This window comes from Agrobacterium sp. fls2-241-TYG-188a (genome assembly GCF_030209845.1).
Genome location: NZ_JARVRD010000002.1, coordinates 422,041 through 439,550, shown reverse-complemented (window position 1 = coordinate 439,550; position 17,510 = coordinate 422,041). Strand labels below are relative to the sequence as shown.

The window sequence follows — 17,510 nt, the reverse complement described above, 5'->3', positions numbered from 1 at the left end:
CGAGCGAGTACCGGCTCAGCCTCCAGGAACGCAAGCGCGTTGAGTGACGCGCCGACGAAAACGATTCGCCTTAGCGTAAAAAAATGTGTATTGAGCGGCCCGATGTTGACGTAGCCTCTGGCAACATCTGAGAATGGGAAGTACAGCCAGGGCGAAGTTATGATCCAGTGCGCGCAACCGCTGGTGCGTCAGCTCCCCGTTTGCGAGTGTGTGAAGGTCAACAAATTGAGAGGCACCGTGAAAAAAGCTCTAATCACCGGCGTAACCGGCCAGGACGGATCTTATCTAGCCGAGTTGCTGCTCGCCAAAGGATATGAGGTGCACGGCATAAAGCGCCGGACTTCCTTGTTCAACACGGATCGAATCGACCACCTTTATGTGGACCCTCATGAAGGTGACCGCAAGTTCATCCTCCATCATGGTGACCTGACAGATTCCTCAAGTCTGATACGTATCATCCAGCAGGTACAGCCAGACGAAATATACAACCTTGCGGCACAATCGCATGTCGCCGTGTCTTTTGAAGAACCAGAGTACACAGCAAACTCGGACGGCATCGGGGCCCTGCGGATTCTTGAGGCCATCCGTATTCTCGGTCTTGAAAAAAGGACAAAGTTCTACCAGGCGAGTACATCCGAGCTTTACGGTCTCGTGCAGGAGACCCCGCAACGGGAAACAACACCGTTTTACCCGCGTTCACCTTATGCCGTAGCGAAGCTCTATGCCTACTGGATCACGGTGAACTATCGCGAATCCTATGGCATTTATGCCTGCAACGGCATTCTCTTCAACCACGAAAGCCCTGTTCGCGGCGAGACTTTTGTAACTCGCAAGATTACCCGCGCTCTGGCCCGCATCAAGCTTGGCCTGCAGGACTGCCTCTATCTCGGCAACATGGACGCGCTCCGCGACTGGGGTCACGCGAAGGACTATGTCGAAATGCAGTGGATGATGCTGCAACAGGAGGTACCAGAAGATTTTGTCATCGCCACTGGTGTGCAATATAGCGTTCGTGACTTCGTTAATGCAGCAGCGGCTGAAATCGACATGAGAATCGACTGGCGCGGCACTGGCGTAGATGAAAAGGGTTATGACGATAGCGGGCGCTGCGTCGTTGCTGTCGATCCCCGCTATTTCCGGCCGGCAGAGGTTGAGACCCTTCTGGGCGACGCCAGCAAGGCCCGCGAAAAGCTCGGCTGGACGCCAAAGATCACCTTCAGCGAACTTGTTTCGGAAATGATGCGTGAGGACCTAAAGTCGGCAGAGCGCGATGAAGTCGTCAAGAAGCACGGCTATAACACCTTCCGTTACCACGAGTAAGCCATGCGCAAGGATGCAAAAATCTACGTTGCTGGCCATCGCGGAATGGTTGGCTCAGCGATCGTCCGGCAGCTCTATGCTGCCGGCTACGAAAATGTTGTCACCCGTTCCAGCAGCGAGCTCGATCTGACGCAGCAGACGCAGGTCACTGAGTTTTTAGTTCGCGAGAAGCCAGATTACATTTTCATGGCAGCCGCAAAAGTAGGCGGCATACATGCTAACAATACCTACAGAGCGGACTTCCTCTATCGAAACCTTATGATCGAGGCGAACGTCGTTCATGCAGCATGGCAGGCCGGCGTTAAACGCATGCTGTTCCTCGGCTCGAGCTGCATCTATCCTCGTGATTGTCCGCAACCGATAACGGAAGACTATCTGCTAACCGGACCATTAGAACCGACGAACGAGCCCTACGCTATCGCCAAGATCGCTGGCGTCAAACTGTGCGAGAGCTACAACCGGCAATACGGGACATCCTATGTCTCGGCGATGCCTACCAACCTTTATGGGCCCAACGACAACTACGATCTTGCCAACAGCCACGTCCTCCCTGCCTTAATACGCAAGGCGCATGAGGCGAAGCTCCGTGGCGACAGCACCTACACTGTCTGGGGCTCGGGGCGACCAATGCGCGAGTTCCTCTATGTGGACGACATGGCAAACGCCTGCCTGTTCCTGATGGAGCAGGATGCGTTGAACGACGGTCTTTTCAATGTAGGGACCGGAACGGACGTCACAATCCGGGAGCTTGCCGAAACAGTAATGAACGTCGTAGGCTTCGACGGCGAGATCGTCTTCGACGCGTCCAAGCCCGATGGCACGCTCCGCAAGCTGCTCGACGTGACCCGCATGCAACAACTCGGTTGGCAAGCGAAGACCGAATTGTCTGACGGAATAGCTCTCGCCTACGCCGATTTTCTCGCCAAGCATACCGGAGGCTGATCTGGCAGATACCGTCGTTACCGTCGCCGTGCCCTCTTTCAACCAAGGGCGCTTCCTCAATCAAGCGTTGACGTCAATCTTCGAGCAAGACCTTCCCTTAGAAGTCTTTGTCGTCGACGGTGGATCTACCGACAATTCTTTGGAAGTGATTTCGCAATGGGAACACCGGTTGGCTGGATATCGTAGCCACAAAGACGATGGGCAAGCGGCCGCAATCAACGAAGGGATTAGCAGAGGTAGCGCAAAATATGTCTGCTGGCTAAACAGCGACGACTGGTTCTTACCCGGTGCTCTCGCACGTATGGTGAAGGCCGCTGAAGCTATGCCGGAGGCCTCAATGGTTTACGGTCGATGCTGGAATCACCATCAAAATGGCGGGAAACGCCGACCGGTATGGGTGGAGCCCTTCTCTGAACGGCGCCTGGCCCTGCGTTGCATCATTTCACAGCCGGCCACTCTAATCCGACGTAGCGCTTGGGATCGCGTGGGGGGCGTCGACCCCTCTCTCCAAATGACAATGGACTACGATTTATGGTGGCGACTCTATAAACGTGTTGGCGCCCCAGAATTCATTGAGGATTTCGTAGCAGTCAATCGTGTGCACGAAGCCACGAAGACCAGCAACAATCGCCGACTTCATTATAAAGAAGCGATCAACCTCGTGCGCCGACACCACGGCCGAGTCCCTCTAAAATGGTGGTTGGCGCAGCCCTACTCAGTTTGGTGGAAGTCAATCATTCGATAGGCTCGATGTGCAGTCTCCGCTGAGCGAAGTTACGATCATGTTAACTAGTTGAGTGGCCAAAGCATTCCAAATGAGACGGCTCTGGGATCGCCAGCAAAATGTCGAGCTTCTTTGTTTGACAAAATGTCTATCGACGTCAGCCCGCTCGAATCTTGTACTCCACAAATATTTGCCTCGGCGGGATTTGAAAACGTCGCCGTTGGCGGAACTGCAATTGTGACACTTTCTAAAGTTGACGTCAGTTTGATGGAGAGATCTGAATCTGCCCAGGCATTTACAAATTTCAGGTTTAAGCAGACTTGCTGGTCGTGACTATGCATAGCGACGAGTTCTAGGGTTACTTTCTGTGGAGCCCAACGAAAGCCGACATCTCCAGACGTTTCGAATTCGAAGGCGCCCACCAAATTGGAAAGGTGAGCAGGAATAGCGCTAAGATCAATACTACCCTTTCCATCATTGATTAGCTTCACAACGAAAGCGTCAGGCTCAATCTCCTTAACCAGTCCGCTGGCACCTCGCTGCTCCGCAAATCTAATGATTGTTTTGAGATCTGCAGCATTCGTCAGAAAGACTTGTTCTGGCTCTGAGCCGATGACTTCTGGCCGAAAGTGGGCGATTTTTTTTGCACCGTACATCGGAAAAAAATAGAAGTAGGGACTGTAGGTGGAATTTCCGGAGACATATGCCGGTAGACCACGCCCCTCTCGCCAAATGAAATCCATCGCGGCAGCTGACGCAGGATGATCATATCCGCCGGATGGTGTCACGGTTGGTTGCTGCGACCACAAAAAGGCATGATAGCGGAGATGCATCGTTACGCCAAGAAGGAAGAGGACCGAAGCAAACGGGACAATGGCAGCGCTCAACTTCGGTGTACGTTCAATGAGCGCTCTCCCACCTAACAAAACAAATATGGCTGCTAGCGCACCGATCCACCATTGTAGCGTATTGCGGGTGATGTCCCACAAGTTGAAATCGGGAAGGAGACCTAATCCGAGCTTTACGTGCAAGAAAGCTAAAAATGCAGTCAGAGGCAGGAAACTGAAAAGCGCGAGGAAAAATGGCGTTCTCAGGCGTGACGAAAGGAACGGGGTAAAAACCAAGGCAAATATTGCTAGCAAGGAAAAAACAGGATTATTTGTCTTATAAAACTTGAATAAGAAGTCAGCCGCAGTCATTTTCCCGTCAAGCGGCGCGTATGACTCTGTCACGGCCTTCCCATTTTCAACAGCAATGATTATGTGACCCGTCACAGGCATTACGACCGCGATGCCCAAGATGCAAATCGCTGGCACTGCCGAAGCAAAAACAAGCAATCCACCCCGGATTTGATAATCGCGGAGGCTGACACGCCTCGAAAATGCAACGAGAGCAAATGTCGCACCGGCTGCTAAAATCAGCACGTGAAGCAGAGCCACAGGTGATGAGCCGGGAGGCGCAAAATGGTTTTTTACTCCTACGACTGTGAGCGACAACGGTACGACACACCAGATGGCTTGGCGTGCCACTTGTCTCAGCACGGCTCCGCCTGAATAGAGAAAGTAAAGCGCCCAAAAAATCATTAAATAAGGCGTTGCTGCGGCCCCGAGGAGAAGCGCTGCGGACATGAACAGACCGGGCTCGTGTGCGTCGTCATCAGTCTCAGTCAAAGCAAGTAGCGCAGCAACCGCCATGACAATGGAATAAGCAGAGTCTTTTCCCGTGGTAAAAAGACCCCAAATACCTAGGTGGCTTAATACAAAATTTCCAAGGATTAACACAGCCGCCAAAAAGCTGAATTCGAATCTGAGTTGACGTGCTGCATAGAGTGCAACCGCAGAAGAAAGCCAAAACAACAACACTTTGTTCGCGGCAGCGACAGTCGTCACCGGCAAGTCCCAGTGGATCAATGAGGGTACGAGAGTGAGCCCGCCAAACCCAGACTGGATCGGAATGTCGAGCCCACCCAGCATGAGTGCCTTGATGCCCGTGAAGGCACCAGAGCCCAAGAGGTGCCCCCCACCCCAGCCTAAAATATAGTTCTGGACCTGCAGAATTTGAAGGGAATCAAGCGTACTCGGAAATCGCAGAGACGCGAACACCCCCAACACAGTCCCCAAGAAAAGAACTGCAAACAAAGGGATGTTGATAGTAGGACGTTTGCGCGAAAACCAAAACCCCAGCAATCCCAAGGCGATGTCGACCGAGATAATCGCAGTTGCGAGTGGGATCGGATGAGCCGGATCAACTATCACCCAGCAAATTATGAAAGTGACCGCGTTGACATGAACTCCAAAGGCAAAGGAAGACAACCAAGAAGAAACAGGATCACTACGAAATTTCATTCCAAGTGCAATGAGGCTCTGCTTGAGCCCCCACCCGGGCAACAGTACGCAACTCAACATAGACATGATGCCCACTGCTAGAACGTCAAGTGCCACATTGATCTCCCATTTCGCTTATCTTTCTGCTCCGCACGGCAGATGGCCGGCCAAACGTTCTGATGGGCCAGCAATTTCTAGACGCTGACTTTTGGAACCAGCTTGATGCCTACGCCAGCTTGCCGGCAATATGCTTCGCGACATCGCGGGCCTCGCGGATGGCATAGTTGGTACCCCTGTCCTCAGGGTAGATCTGAGCCATCGTTGATATGACCGCGTTGTCAAAGGGAGTTTCGCGGCCCGGCACATAATTGGAGTAGTTCCGCTCCGTCACCGGCTGCGCGTATTCTGAACGCCAGACCCGGTGCTCAAGAACCCACGACCTCTCCATCTCCGGGAACATCCTCTTGAGGTGCTCCAGAGCGAAATCGACATATTCGTCATCGCTGAACGACCAGACTGGATCTTCCACTGCGAGATATCTCGACAGAAATGCGATGTGCGATCCTTTATAATTTTCCGGCACATCAAAATTAGTGTGCTCGATCACGCCCACGAACGGGAAACCCGGATCGTTGACGTTTAGCCAGTACGTATCAGAGAGGCTGCGTTTCAGCCTAAGCACGAGGCACATGTTGCCGAGGTAGCGAACGCGTCGAAGGCGTTTCAGCCACTCTTGAGGCGCAGCGTCCCCGAAGATATCCGCAATGATCGGGAATGCAGTCGTGAACAGGAACTGTTTGCCCTCGACATTGCCTTCGAGTGTCTGCACGCTTGAAACATGGCCGCCATCGGCCGTGATGCCGAGGACCTTCTCTCCCAAGGTGACCTCGCCGCCCGCCTGCCGGACTGCCGACACCATGGCGTCCGCAAGGCGGCCAAACCCGCCCTTGAAATAGGCCAGCTCCTCGCCACCTTTGTCATTTCTCGTACTACCGCGAAGCACGAGTTTCTTCCACATCCATACGGCATTGACGGCCTCCGCATAAACGGAGAACTTGGACTCGATCAGAGGTTCCCAGACAACCTTGTAGACACGCCTGCCGGCAAGCGACTCCAGCCATTCGCGAATGCTCAGGTGCTCGATCTCCTTCCAGTCCTTGACGCGACGGACTTGGAACACAAGGAGCCCTAGGCGGATACGATCAACGAAGGAAAGCGCAGTGAACCGCATCAGGTCCAGCGGCGTCGAAAGCTTCCACATCCGTCCATTGAAGTACATACCCGTGCGCGATGGTAGGGTGACTATATCGCCCTCCATGCCAAGCTCCTTTACGAGTTCGGGCACGTGGATATCATTGTTGAACCAGTGATGATAAAACTTTTCCAGCCTTACACCATCATTGAACTCAAACGTGCCAGCAAGGCCGCCCACCTCGGTGTCTGCCTCGATCACCCTCACCTTCAGGCCTTGTTTGCTGAGTACGTAAGCTGCCGTAAGGCCGGTAAAGCCGCCGCCTACAATTACAACATCATTAACTTGTGACACGTCCAATCCTTTTTGAAATGCTTACAGCCCGCAACGCAATCCGCCTCAGCGGAGCGAGGCTTTGCTTGCGAAAGTGATGCGACGGTTCAGCATGAACTGGATGACGACGACCGCCGGTAAGGTAAGTAGTTTTGCTATCTTTTCGTCGATACTTCCATAGCTTACAAGAACCCACAGAAGAGCGGCTGAAAATGTAAAGCCAACGGCTGCGACAGCAAGGAAAACGGCTAACCGTTGCACGATCTTGTCCCTCGTCTTGAAGGTAATAATGCGGTTCAGGCAAAAGCTGATGAGCGTTCCGCACAAATATCCCAGGACATTGGCGCCCTGGTACCACATACCCGCCTGTACGCTGGTGTAGTAGACGAGATAATCCGTCGAGACGCCAATTCCGCCGCATACACAATAGAGAATGAACTGCATCACTACACCCCGTCCTGAGTAGTGGCGAGCGTGTCCGTCGTCTCACCGATGACGTACTGCGGCCGCGAATTAAGCGTCAGCAGTACCCGTCCGAGATATTCGCCGAGCACTCCGAGAGCAAGCAACTGTACGCCCCCGATAACGAGAACGGCAACAATAAGGGAAGCCCACCCAACCGGCATCACGTCGATCGTAAGCTTCTGCACAATAAGCAGAAAAGCAAACAAAAAGCCCAGCCCAGATACCATGATCCCCATCAGAGACGTCAGACGTAAAGGCACAAGCGAAAAGCTAGTTGCCATCTTCAGCCATAGGGAGATCGATTTTTTTAGACCATATCGGCTGCTGCCGGCATACCGCTCAAAATGATCGACATCGACTGAGCCTATATTGCGAGTGAACGACAGGATCAGCCCGTCGACATACACATAGGGTCCCGAATAAGTTAGAATATCCCTGCAGATCGCCGATTTAATTGCGCGGAACGGAGATAGGTACATGTCCGCGGGCTTGTCCATCAGGTAAGCCGCTATTCGGTTGTTAAACTTGCTTCCGACGACCTTCCAAGCGGCGTGATTGCGGTTGCGGAAGCGGGCATAAACGATGTCATGGCCCTCGACGATCTTTTCCAACAGCTTCGGGATATCACGGGGGGCGTGTTGCAGATCGTCATCCATGGTCACCACGACCTCCCCAGCAGCACGAGCAAAGCCTGCCATAAGGGCATTGTGCTGCCCAGCATTCATACGAAGCAAGATGCCGAAAACTTTCGGGCGAGCAGCAGCGAGCTCTTTGATGACGGCCCAGGTTCTGTCAGGGGAATGATCACAAACAATAATGATCTCGTAATTGCCATGAACGAAAGGATCGTCGCTTAATACTACTTCCAGCTGTTGCACTAGCTCTGCGATCGTAAGCTCGCTTCCATAGGCTGGGATAACAACAGAAAGCTTCAAAGATGGCTTATGAACCATAGTATTTCCTGAAAGTTCTTACGATGTAGCCGTGATCAAAAGATATTCCGAGCTCTGAAGCGGCCTCGAGAACCTCTGGAACGTCGATATTGTATGCTGCCCCATTTTCCCCAACTGAATAGTCGGCCCGTCGACCGAGCACAAGCTCGAACGCTTGGACAATATCGACGATTGCCACCGAAAACGGGCTGGCAATGTTGTAAATGCCGCCTTCGACACGCCCTGTCTGGACCAGATGGGTCACGATCGTAGCAACATCATCAACGTCGATGAGATTGCGACGCGCGTGCCTCCAGACTTTAAAATGCCTGCCTGAACTTACGTGTTCATAAAGAAAATTCGTCAGCAAATGCGGATTGGATGATCTGCCCACAACTTGTGGCAGACGAAATATCGCTCGACCTGACGCTGCTCCCACAAGCGCTTCCATCCGCAATTTGTGCTTTACATATGGCGTCTCCGCCATCTCTGGGTCCAGAACGCTACAGCTACCAAAGTAGAAAAGCGTGCTTGCTCTCTCCAGCGCGCGCCTTAAAAGCGTTTCTTCGCGGAGAAATTCCTCGGCCCGTGTCTCGCTTGAGTTGGACACACCAGAGGCGAAAACCGTAATTGCAGCATCGTCCGCGAAATATGGCAAGAACGCTTTAGCAACCAATCCACTGCCAACAATCATGATATTCTCAGCATGAACGTTAGCTGCCTCCAACCTGGCGCGCTATCTCGCCAAGATATTTGCCATAGCTGTTTTTGCGCAGGGCGTGGGCCCGCGCTGCCAACGCCTCGACACTCATCCAACCATTCCGAAGAGAGATTTCTTCAAGACAAGCAATCTTATAGCCTTGCCGCTTTTCAATGATCTCCACAAATTGCGAGGCCTCTAAAAGGCTTTCAAATGTGCCCGTGTCGAGCCAGGCAAAGCCACGGCCAAGCACTTGCACATTCAGAGAGCCCGACCGCATGTAATGCTGATTGATGCTCGTGATCTCGAGCTCGCCGCGCTCGGACGGCTGCACGCCCTTCGCGACGTCTACCACGTCGTTGTCATAGAAGTAGAGTCCAGTAACGGCATAATGACTTTTGGGGTTTGCCGGCTTCTCTTCGATGGACAATACGCGCATCTCTTCATCAAACTCAACCACCCCGAACCGCTCCGGATCCTTGACTGGATAACCAAAGACTGTTGCTCCACGTTTGACAGAAGCCGCTTTGTGTAACACCGGAGTGAAACCCTGACCGTAAAAGATGTTGTCGCCGAGGGCGAGGCATACATCGTCCTTCCCGATAAAGCTCTCGCCAATCAGGAAGGCCTGGGCAAGCCCATCGGGACGGGGCTGGACCGCATAGCTCAGGTTGATTCCGAACTGGCTGCCATCCTTCAAAAGTCGCTGAAAAGCAGGCTTATCTTCGGGTGTCGTAATAATCAAAATATCCTGAATGCCGGCCAACATGAGAACCGACAGAGGATAGTAGATCATTGGTTTGTCGTAGACCGGCAACAACTGCTTCGAGATGCCCTCTGTGATCGGGTAGAGCCGAGTTCCAGAACCGCCAGCCAGGATTATCCCTTTCCGCGTCATCGGTCTAACCCACTGCCGTACTGCTTCTCGATCCAGCGCAGGTATCCTCCGCTCGTCACATCATCAACCCAGGCCTGATTGTCGAGGAACCATTGAATTGTCTTGCGGAGCCCCGATTGGAATGTCTCTGTGGGGCGCCAACCCAACTCATTTTCAATCTTATGGGCATTGATCGCGTATCGCCGGTCGTGCCCGGGCCGATCCTTCACGAAGGTAATCTGTTCTGCGAAGGAACGCCCATCGCTGCGCGGCTTCAACTCGTCCAAGATCCGGCACAAGGACTTGACAACCTCAAGATTTGCCATCTCGTTCCAGCCGCCTATATTGTAAGTCTCCCCCACGACACCGTCATCAACGACGCGCATGATGGCTGAGCAATGATCCTTGACGTATAGCCAGTCACGAATCTGCTGGCCGTCGCCATAGATAGGTAGCGGCTTGCCTGCCAATGCATTGTGTATGCACAACGGAATTAGTTTCTCAGGAAAGTGATAGGGACCGTAGTTGTTCGAACAGTTCGTCGTTAGAACTGGTAATCCGTAAGTGTGATGATAGGCGCGCACTAGGTGATCAGAAGCAGCTTTGCTGGCTGAGTAAGGACTGTTGGGCTCGTAGCGACTTGTTTCATCGAATGGAGCAGCGTCGTGGCTCAGTGAGCCAAAAACCTCGTCGGTGGAGACGTGCAGAAATCGAAACCCGCTTTTCTGCGCGTCAGGCAAGGATGTCCAGAAGGACCTTGCCGTTTCCAGTAGCCGGAAAGTTCCCACAACATTTGTGTCTATGAAATCTCCAGGACCCTGAATAGAGCGATCAACGTGTGACTCCGCTGCGAAGTTGACAATGACTCGCGGTAGATGCTCGGACAACAGACGGGAAATGAGCGCGGTATCAGAGATGTCCCCTCGGACGAAAATGTGCCTATGATCGTCCTTGAGAGAAATCAGATTTCCAAGATTTCCGGCATAGGTCAGCTTATCAACATTGACAACCGGTTCGTCCCGGAACTGCAGCCAATCCAGAACGAAATTACTGCCAATGAAGCCCGCACCTCCTGTTACAACTATAGTCATTCGCTACTCATCCACCACTTACCGCCCCCAAAGCATCTGCGTATGCCGCTTCAATTGAATGGCATATCTCGTAGAAGCGACGATTGACAACAATTGCTTAGCGGCTCTGCACCATGCGTTAGTTTGCAATTTCTCGCAAGCCTTGAAGTGCCCGGTGGATTCAACTGAAAGCATTTGTTGCAACGCTCACATCAACGGACAGCAGCATGAAAATACGTCCGGTAATAGCCATAAGCCGACCCGCATGGTCTCCCGCGGATTATCGACAACACTCGTTCCCGTTCGCATCTTGCATTCACGTTCTCAGCCGCTTCAATCAGCATATCACTGCAGCACCTCGCTGCCTTCTAGGTGGTTTGGAGGAGTTACGAAAGGAAACTGTACTTTAGTTAATCTGTAATCCGCATTGCTTTATAACATAGCGCGCCCTGGAATCAGAGAACTCGCGTCAGCGCCCGCACAATAAAACATTACTCAAACACCTCTGGCCCGAGCACCCCGGTTGGCTGACTTCGCTGTCACCTTCTTCTCCGAAAAGATTCCCCGCACGGGTTGACATTGCGCCACTTCGGGAAGGCGGCGAGCATCACGATACTTAACTTTCTCCGCCACCAGTTGAGATGGCTACGTGCCAGTCCTCCGATCAGAAGCAAGCGGCTTGACCGGAACCATGAGCTGCGAAATGGCTCCAGTAGCGCGTTTTTCAACTCGCAAGCAGTCGAGGGATAAGGATTGGAGAAGCTGGCTGGGGCGCCAGGATTCGAACCTGGGAATGCCGGTACCAAAAACCGGTGCCTTACCGCTTGGCGACGCCCCACCAAGGCTGAGCGCTAAGCGCTGTTGCCTGAACGGCGCCTGATTAGCAAAGCAGGAGGGCAGCGGCAATCATTAAGTTGATGACACGACAATATTTCTTGTGTGTTGTTAAAAGCTTCGTGTTACCTCAGAGCCTCTCCGGCCCAAAGGTCTTTTGGTGAAAGCATTTATGAGCAAATATAGTGCCCGTCCCCCCGCCATCCCCACCACGCTACTCGATGACGACGTCGTGCGTATCATTCGCTGGGATTTTGAGCCCGGGGCGGATACGGGACACCACACGCATGGCCTTGGCTATGTCGTCGTGCCGATGACCGATTGCCATTTTCTGATCGAGGATGATAACGGCAGCCGGCAGGTGGATGTCGCGCGCGGAATGCCTTACCGGCGTGAAGCGGGCGTCTCGCATAATGTCGTCAACGCTGGCAGTGAAGCAATGTCCTTCATCGAGATCGAATACAAATAGGCATAGAGACGAAACCGATGGCAGACCCGGATTTCAATCGCGAGTTCGACCCGGCCTATGGCATTGCGGTTCCGGTGGCCGAGGGCGTGCAACGCATGACCGTCAACAACCCGTCGGCTTTCACATTTCATGGCACCAACAGCTATATCGTTGGCGAAAAATCCGTTGCGGTCATTGATCCAGGCCCAGAAGACGAAGCGCATTTCAAAGCCCTGATGGCTGCGCTTGAAGGCCGTGAACTCACCCACATCTTCGTCAGCCATACACATCGCGACCATTCACCGCTTGCTGCACGGCTAAAGCAGGCAACCGGGGCCGTTATCGTTGCCGAAGGGGCCCATCGCGCCGCCCGCCCCTTGCATGAAGGTGAAAAGAACCCCTTCGCGGAAAGCTCAGACACCGACTTCGTGCCCGATATTGCCCTGGCCGATGGAGAAAGCATTATCGGCGACGGCTGGACACTGACGGCGCTTCACACGCCGGGCCACACCGCAAACCACGCTGCCTTCGCCCTTGATGGCACAGGGATCGTCTTTTCCGCAGATCATGTCATGGCATGGGCAACAACAATCGTTGCCCCGCCTGATGGCGCGATGAGCGACTATATGCGCTCGCTCGACAAGCTGCTGATGCGTCAGGACCGGCTGTTTCTTCCCGGCCATGGTGGCCCCGTAACAGAGCCGAGCGCCTTCATGCGCGGCCTTCGCGCCCACCGGCGGATGCGCGAAACTGCCATTCTGGCGCGGATCAAGGCGGGTGACAGAAGCATAGCCGATATGGTGAAGGTCATTTACCGGAACACCGATCCACGCCTGCACGGGGCAGCAGCGCTTTCCGTGCTCGCGCATCTGGAAGACCTGATTGAGAAAGGCGAAGTCCAGACAGACGGACCGCCTGCGCTGACAGGCATCTACTCTCCGGCTTGATGCGCCATCGGCCAATCAGTAAATTCAAAGGCAAAGGGTGAGGACGCGGGGACCGGGCTTGCGCCACCTTCCTCTCAATTCTCGTTGAGGCCCTGCATTTCAGCGTCGAGGGCATTGAGATAGGATCTCGCAATATCTGCGCCCATGCCCAGATCATGCGGGCCAAAGCGGGATGCAACGCGGACATCGACCAGGGTGGTTTCCGTATCTTCGCGCAAACGGATAAGAACGTCGAACCGCAGACCCCAGATCAATGTGCGCATTTCGCCCTGCAGCGTTACGGTGCCGCTGCCGTTGAAGAATGTCGGCGCCGGGGCTTCTGCCGGTCTTGCAAGCGGCACCGGAACATTGGCAGGCAGCTCGTCCATCGGCGCATCGGCAGCTGCTTCTGTCTGATCCTGCGCGGGCACGCCCTGCTGGACATCCGGCAGTGAACCGATGAGGCCGTCGGTATGGAGAATGCGGATGCCCTCGGCTTTTGCAACCTTGCGGGCTGCGGTATAAACGCGGTCGATGGCACCTTCATAACGATGGCCCGTCAGGGACGGATAGGCTGCCACCTGAAGATCGCGGTCGGCTTTTGTGATCATGGCCGGGCGCGGCAGCCACTGCTGGTTGGCGGTGGGGATAGACAGCCAGTCTGGGGCTTCGGCGACATCCGTCGAGACTTCGTAAATGGCCGGTTTTTGCCAGTAAAGGCCTGCGGCAACGCCCACGACCCCCAGCGGCACTGATACCAGCAACAGCGCAGAGAGCGACCAGATGCCGCCCTTGGCACCCGCAGACCAGAGCCGTTGCAGACCGATGATGGCGAGCAGCAGCGCAACCCCTGCAATGGCGGCGGAGAGAAGGGTCAGTGAAACGAAATCGGGCGTGGTCAACGGACCGAAGCGGTGGAGCGGCGCCGCAATTAGAAACAGTCCAAGTGCCGAAAAGCCGAGAGAGCGGGAAAGATATGCCGCATAGGATATGGGCCTGACAAAACGCACAGTCATAGAGCGGCACCTGGATGCGCATATCGTTCCGACAGAACATCTAAGGGTCTGCACGATATGCTGGAGTTTCCTGCAAGCGCTCTCCACGCCGACATGTATCGCGCATGGAATCGCCATTTCTGACCTGTCTTAAAGGGTTTTCCTGTCAAAGGGAATCGCGGGGTGTACTGATCTGCTGAACAGACAGGACATTTCGGGGCCTTGTCTCCGTTGCGCAACCTTTGGCGCGCATCGGACTTTTCCCGGCGCAGAAACAGTCGTATCTAGGAGGCGCACAAGCAGCCACCCAGTGCTGCCATCAGGGAGTTATCATCATGCGTGTTTCCGTCGTTCTTGGTCTTCTTGCAACAACGCTTGCGCTCACCGCGTGCCAGACGCTGACCCCTGAAGAGCGACGCGCCCGCGATGAGGCGACATGCCGTGGCTATGGCTTCCGCACCGGCACCGACCAGATGGCCGGCTGCCTTCTGGATCTGGAACTCGACCGGAGAGCCGACGCCCGCGCCTGGCAGGCACAATCCAGCCGCGACATGTTCTACCGGCCCGTGGTGGTTGAACGCCGCATCATCGTGCAGAACCGGTAGGCTCTTACTCGGTCCGCAGGCGGATCCTTACATCTTCGCCGGCAAGGCCCTCAACGGCACCACCTTGGAAGCGACATCGCTTGTGGCTTGCCGGGCCATGGCGAGCGTCGCCTGCGCCGCCGACAATCTGGCAATCGGAACGCGGAATGGCGAGCACGAAACATAATCGAGCCCGGCATCCTCGCAGAAATGAATGGAGGCCGGGTCGCCGCCGTGCTCTCCGCAAATGCCGAGTTTCAACTCAGGTCGCGTCTGGCGGCCGCGATCTGCAGCGATGCGGATCAACTCCCCCACACCATCGAAATCCAGCGAAACGAAGGGGTCACGCTCTATGATGCCCTTGCGCTGGTATGTTTCGATGAAGCGTGCGGCATCGTCGCGCGAAATGCCGAATGTCGTCTGCGTCAGGTCGTTGGTGCCGAAGGAAAAGAACTCGGCGGCTTCGGCAATGACATGGGCACGCAGAGCGGCGCGCGGAAGTTCTATCATGGTGCCGGTCAGATATTCGAGGCTCATGCCCGTCTCTGAGGCGACGGCTGCAGCGACGCGATCGATCACGGCGCGAACATAATCGAGCTCTGAACGCAGGCCGACAAGCGGCACCATGATCTCAGGCACGACAGGCGCACCGGTCTGGCGGGCAGCCTCTACCGCCGCTTCGAAAATCGCCCGTGCCTGCATTTCCGCAATTTCGGGGTATGAGATAGCAAGACGGCACCCGCGGTGACCAAGCATCGGGTTGAATTCATGCAGCGCATCCAGCCGCTGCCGGAACAGGCTCTGCGACATGCCCATGGCCGCCGCAACCTCCACGATTTCTCCGTCCGTCTTCGGCAGGAATTCGTGCAGGGGCGGATCCAGCAGACGGATGGTCACCGGCAGGCCGTGCATGATGGAAAACAGCTCGGTAAAGTCCTGTCGCTGCATGGGCAGCAGTTGATCGAGTGCCGCCCGCCTGCCCTGCTCGTGCTCGGCAAGGATCATTTCGCGCATCACATGGATGCGGTCGCCCTCAAAGAACATGTGTTCGGTGCGGCAAAGGCCGATGCCTTCCGCGCCAAAGGCACGGGCTGCGCGCGCATCGGCTGGCGTATCGGCGTTGGTACGCACCGTCATGCGCCGCGTGCCATCGGCCCATTGCATCAGCTTGGCGAAATCGCCGGAGAGTTCCGGCTGGGTCATGGGAATTTCGCCCTTCAGCACCCGGCCGGACGAGCCGTCGATGGTGATGATATCGCCTTTTCTCAACATGCAGCCAATGCCGACGAGCACGCCGCTCCTCAGGTCCACGCGCATGGAACCGGCGCCGGAAACGCAGGGAATGCCCATGCCGCGTGCCACGACGGCTGCATGGCTGGTCATGCCGCCGCGCGTCGTCAGAATGCCTTCGGCCGCGTGCATTCCGTGGATGTCTTCCGGGCTCGTTTCCATGCGGACGAGAATGACGCGACGTCCCTCGGCCTTGGCAGCGACCGCCTCGTCTGACGTGAAAACGATCTCACCCGTTGCCGCACCCGGAGAGGCAGGCAATCCGGAGCCGATGATCGGGCGCTCGACAGAGGGATCGATGGTGGGATGCAGCAGCTGGTCGAGCGAGGATGGATCGATACGACAGATGGCGTCATCGGTGGTAATCAGCCCCTCCTCCACCATGTCGACGGCAATTTTCATCGCAGCCTTGGTGGTGCGCTTGCCTGAACGGGTCTGCAACATCCACAACTTGCCGCGCTCGATCGTGAATTCCATGTCCTGCATGTCGCGGTAATGGCTTTCCAGCCGCTGGCAGATGCCGAGGAATTCCGCGAAGGCTTCCGGCATCAGTTTTTCCATGGAGGGCTTGTCGGAGCCTGAGCAGATGCGCGCATCTTCGGTGATGGATTGCGGCGTGCGAATGCCCGCGACCACATCTTCGCCCTGCGCATTGACGAGAAATTCGCCGTAAAGCTCCTTCTCGCCTGTGGATGGATTGCGAGTGAAGGCGACGCCGGTCGCCGAGGATGATCCAAGATTGCCGAACACCATGGCCTGCACGTTGACAGCCGTCCCCCAGTCTCCGGGAATATTGTGGAGCTGGCGGTAGGTGACGGCGCGAGCGTTCATCCAACTGGCGAAAACGGCGCCGATGGCGCCCCATAGCTGTACCTGCGTGTCCTGCGGGAAAGGTTCGCCAAGCTCCTCATCGATCAGGCCCTTGTAGAGCGAAACGATGTGCTGCCATTCGCTGGCGGAAAGTTCGGTATCGTATTCGTGGCCGAGGCGGCCCTTCTCGTCTTCGAGTATTTCCTCAAAGATTTCATGATCGAGACCCATGACCACATCGGCATACATCTGGATGAAGCGCCGGTAGCTATCCCAGGCAAAGCGGGCATCGCCCGAATCGCAGGCTAGCGCCTGCACGGTCTGGTCATTGAGGCCAAGGTTGAGGACAGTGTCCATCATGCCCGGCATGGAGGCGCGGGCACCGGAACGGATCGACAGAAGCAGGGGTTGGCTGCCGGAGCCGAATTTGCGCCCGGTGATGGCTTCCATCGCGCAGATGCCATTGGCAACCTGAAGCTTCAAATCCTCCGGAAGGCAGCGACCACCCTGGTGGTAGCGCGCACAGGCCTCGCTGATGATGGTCAGGCCGGGGGGAACGGGCAGGCCAAGGCTTGCCATTTCGGCAAGGTTTGCACCCTTGCCTCCCAATATGGCAACGTCGCTCGCACGGCCTTCGGCGGCACCATCGCCAAAGGTATAGACCCATTTTTTCATTCTACGCTCTCCACCCAGAAGCGTTCTTGTTTTTCAACCCTTTACAGCATTGTGATAATGTTGGGAACG

The 17,510-nt window shown here is 55.3% G+C and carries 15 protein-coding genes and 1 tRNA gene; 6 read left to right on the top strand and 10 right to left on the bottom strand.

Annotated elements, in window-relative coordinates:
* Positions 1 to 237: 237 nt before the first annotated feature.
* Genes gmd through QRN85_RS08835 form a run of 3 tightly spaced genes read left to right on the top strand, consistent with a single transcriptional unit; the run spans position 238 to position 3,007 of the window.
* Positions 238 to 1,320, top strand: coding sequence for a GDP-mannose 4,6-dehydratase (gmd, locus tag QRN85_RS08845; protein WP_284758813.1), 1,083 nt, complete (start codon positions 238 to 240; stop codon positions 1,318 to 1,320).
* Between the two features lie 3 nt (positions 1,321 to 1,323).
* Positions 1,324 to 2,262, top strand: coding sequence for a GDP-L-fucose synthase (gene fcl / locus QRN85_RS08840; RefSeq protein ID WP_284757522.1), 939 nt, complete (start codon positions 1,324 to 1,326; stop codon positions 2,260 to 2,262).
* A 28-nt stretch (positions 2,263 to 2,290) separates the two neighbouring features.
* Entirely contained in the window at positions 2,291 to 3,007 is a 717-nt protein-coding gene (locus QRN85_RS08835) for a glycosyltransferase family 2 protein (RefSeq protein WP_284757521.1), read from the top strand.
* 44 nt (positions 3,008 to 3,051) lie between these two features.
* On the opposite strand, the gene QRN85_RS08830 is transcribed toward QRN85_RS08835, so the two are convergent.
* The 8 genes from QRN85_RS08830 to QRN85_RS08795 form a co-directional block, all read right to left on the bottom strand.
* Positions 3,052 to 5,427 (bottom strand): hypothetical protein, encoded by a 2,376-nt coding sequence (locus QRN85_RS08830; RefSeq protein ID WP_284757520.1) that lies wholly within the window; start codon positions 5,425 to 5,427, stop codon positions 3,052 to 3,054.
* A gap of 109 nt (positions 5,428 to 5,536) precedes the next feature.
* On the bottom strand, positions 5,537 to 6,856 hold the full coding sequence (locus QRN85_RS08825; protein WP_284757518.1) for an NAD(P)/FAD-dependent oxidoreductase: 1,320 nt from the start codon (positions 6,854 to 6,856) through the stop codon (positions 5,537 to 5,539).
* A gap of 45 nt (positions 6,857 to 6,901) precedes the next feature.
* Positions 6,902 to 7,279 (bottom strand): GtrA family protein, encoded by a 378-nt coding sequence (locus tag QRN85_RS08820; protein ID WP_284758812.1) that lies wholly within the window; start codon positions 7,277 to 7,279, stop codon positions 6,902 to 6,904.
* Between the two features lie 2 nt (positions 7,280 to 7,281).
* Complete coding sequence (locus QRN85_RS08815; protein WP_284757516.1) at positions 7,282 to 8,253, bottom strand: glycosyltransferase family 2 protein; 972 nt, start codon at positions 8,251 to 8,253, stop codon at positions 7,282 to 7,284.
* Entirely contained in the window at positions 8,243 to 8,926 is a 684-nt protein-coding gene (locus tag QRN85_RS08810; protein ID WP_284757514.1) for an NAD-dependent epimerase/dehydratase family protein, read from the bottom strand. The genes QRN85_RS08815 and QRN85_RS08810 overlap by 11 nt, the downstream gene beginning before the upstream one ends.
* 19 nt (positions 8,927 to 8,945) lie before the next feature.
* Positions 8,946 to 9,830: a glucose-1-phosphate thymidylyltransferase RfbA gene (gene rfbA, locus QRN85_RS08805; protein ID WP_284757513.1), complete on the bottom strand. Its 885-nt coding sequence runs from the start codon at positions 9,828 to 9,830 to the stop codon at positions 8,946 to 8,948.
* Positions 9,827 to 10,900, bottom strand: a complete 1,074-nt coding sequence (rfbB, locus tag QRN85_RS08800) for a dTDP-glucose 4,6-dehydratase (protein ID WP_284757511.1) — start codon at positions 10,898 to 10,900, stop codon at positions 9,827 to 9,829. Before rfbB ends, rfbA begins: the two co-directional genes overlap by 4 nt.
* A gap of 742 nt (positions 10,901 to 11,642) precedes the next feature.
* A tRNA-Gln gene (locus tag QRN85_RS08795) sits at positions 11,643 to 11,717 on the bottom strand.
* Positions 11,718 to 11,885: 168 nt separating this feature from the next.
* On the opposite strand from QRN85_RS08795, the gene QRN85_RS08790 reads away from it, so the two are divergent.
* A complete protein-coding gene (locus QRN85_RS08790; RefSeq protein WP_112963954.1) occupies positions 11,886 to 12,182 on the top strand; it encodes a cupin domain-containing protein in 297 nt (98 codons plus the stop codon).
* 17 nt (positions 12,183 to 12,199) lie between these two features.
* Positions 12,200 to 13,108 (top strand): MBL fold metallo-hydrolase, encoded by a 909-nt coding sequence (locus QRN85_RS08785; RefSeq protein WP_284757508.1) that lies wholly within the window; start codon positions 12,200 to 12,202, stop codon positions 13,106 to 13,108.
* 74 nt (positions 13,109 to 13,182) lie between these two features.
* Here QRN85_RS08785 and QRN85_RS08780 read toward each other — a convergent pair whose 3' ends face one another.
* Complete coding sequence (locus tag QRN85_RS08780) at positions 13,183 to 14,103, bottom strand: DUF1499 domain-containing protein (protein WP_284757506.1); 921 nt, start codon at positions 14,101 to 14,103, stop codon at positions 13,183 to 13,185.
* 314 nt (positions 14,104 to 14,417) lie between these two features.
* On the opposite strand from QRN85_RS08780, the gene QRN85_RS08775 reads away from it, so the two are divergent.
* Complete coding sequence (locus QRN85_RS08775; RefSeq protein WP_062586719.1) at positions 14,418 to 14,687, top strand: hypothetical protein; 270 nt, start codon at positions 14,418 to 14,420, stop codon at positions 14,685 to 14,687.
* A 27-nt stretch (positions 14,688 to 14,714) separates the two neighbouring features.
* Here the strand turns inward: QRN85_RS08775 and ppdK are convergent, their stop codons facing one another.
* The gene (ppdK, locus tag QRN85_RS08770) at positions 14,715 to 17,441 is read right to left on the bottom strand and encodes a pyruvate, phosphate dikinase (RefSeq protein WP_284757505.1); all 2,727 of its coding nucleotides are present in this window, start codon (positions 17,439 to 17,441) and stop codon (positions 14,715 to 14,717) included.
* Positions 17,442 to 17,510 lie beyond the last annotated feature (69 nt).

Bases quoted from the DNA above. Each gene is read 5' to 3' on its own strand.
- QRN85_RS08820 (WP_284758812.1), bottom strand. From the start codon at position 7,279: ATGCAGTTCATTCTCTATTGTGTATGCGGCGGAATTGGCGTCTCGACG.
- QRN85_RS08815 (WP_284757516.1), bottom strand. From the start codon at position 8,253: ATGGTTCATAAGCCATCTTTGAAGCTTTCTGTTGTTATCCCAGCCTAT.
- QRN85_RS08780 (WP_284757506.1), bottom strand. From the start codon at position 14,103: ATGACTGTGCGTTTTGTCAGGCCCATATCCTATGCGGCATATCTTTCC.
- fcl (WP_284757522.1), top strand. From the start codon at position 1,324: ATGCGCAAGGATGCAAAAATCTACGTTGCTGGCCATCGCGGAATGGTT.
- rfbA (WP_284757513.1), bottom strand. From the start codon at position 9,830: ATGACGCGGAAAGGGATAATCCTGGCTGGCGGTTCTGGAACTCGGCTC.
- QRN85_RS08785 (WP_284757508.1), top strand. From the start codon at position 12,200: ATGGCAGACCCGGATTTCAATCGCGAGTTCGACCCGGCCTATGGCATT.
- QRN85_RS08775 (WP_062586719.1), top strand. From the start codon at position 14,418: ATGCGTGTTTCCGTCGTTCTTGGTCTTCTTGCAACAACGCTTGCGCTC.
- ppdK (WP_284757505.1), bottom strand. From the start codon at position 17,441: ATGAAAAAATGGGTCTATACCTTTGGCGATGGTGCCGCCGAAGGCCGT.
- QRN85_RS08790 (WP_112963954.1), top strand. From the start codon at position 11,886: ATGAGCAAATATAGTGCCCGTCCCCCCGCCATCCCCACCACGCTACTC.
- rfbB (WP_284757511.1), bottom strand. From the start codon at position 10,900: ATGACTATAGTTGTAACAGGAGGTGCGGGCTTCATTGGCAGTAATTTC.
- QRN85_RS08810 (WP_284757514.1), bottom strand. From the start codon at position 8,926: ATGATTGTTGGCAGTGGATTGGTTGCTAAAGCGTTCTTGCCATATTTC.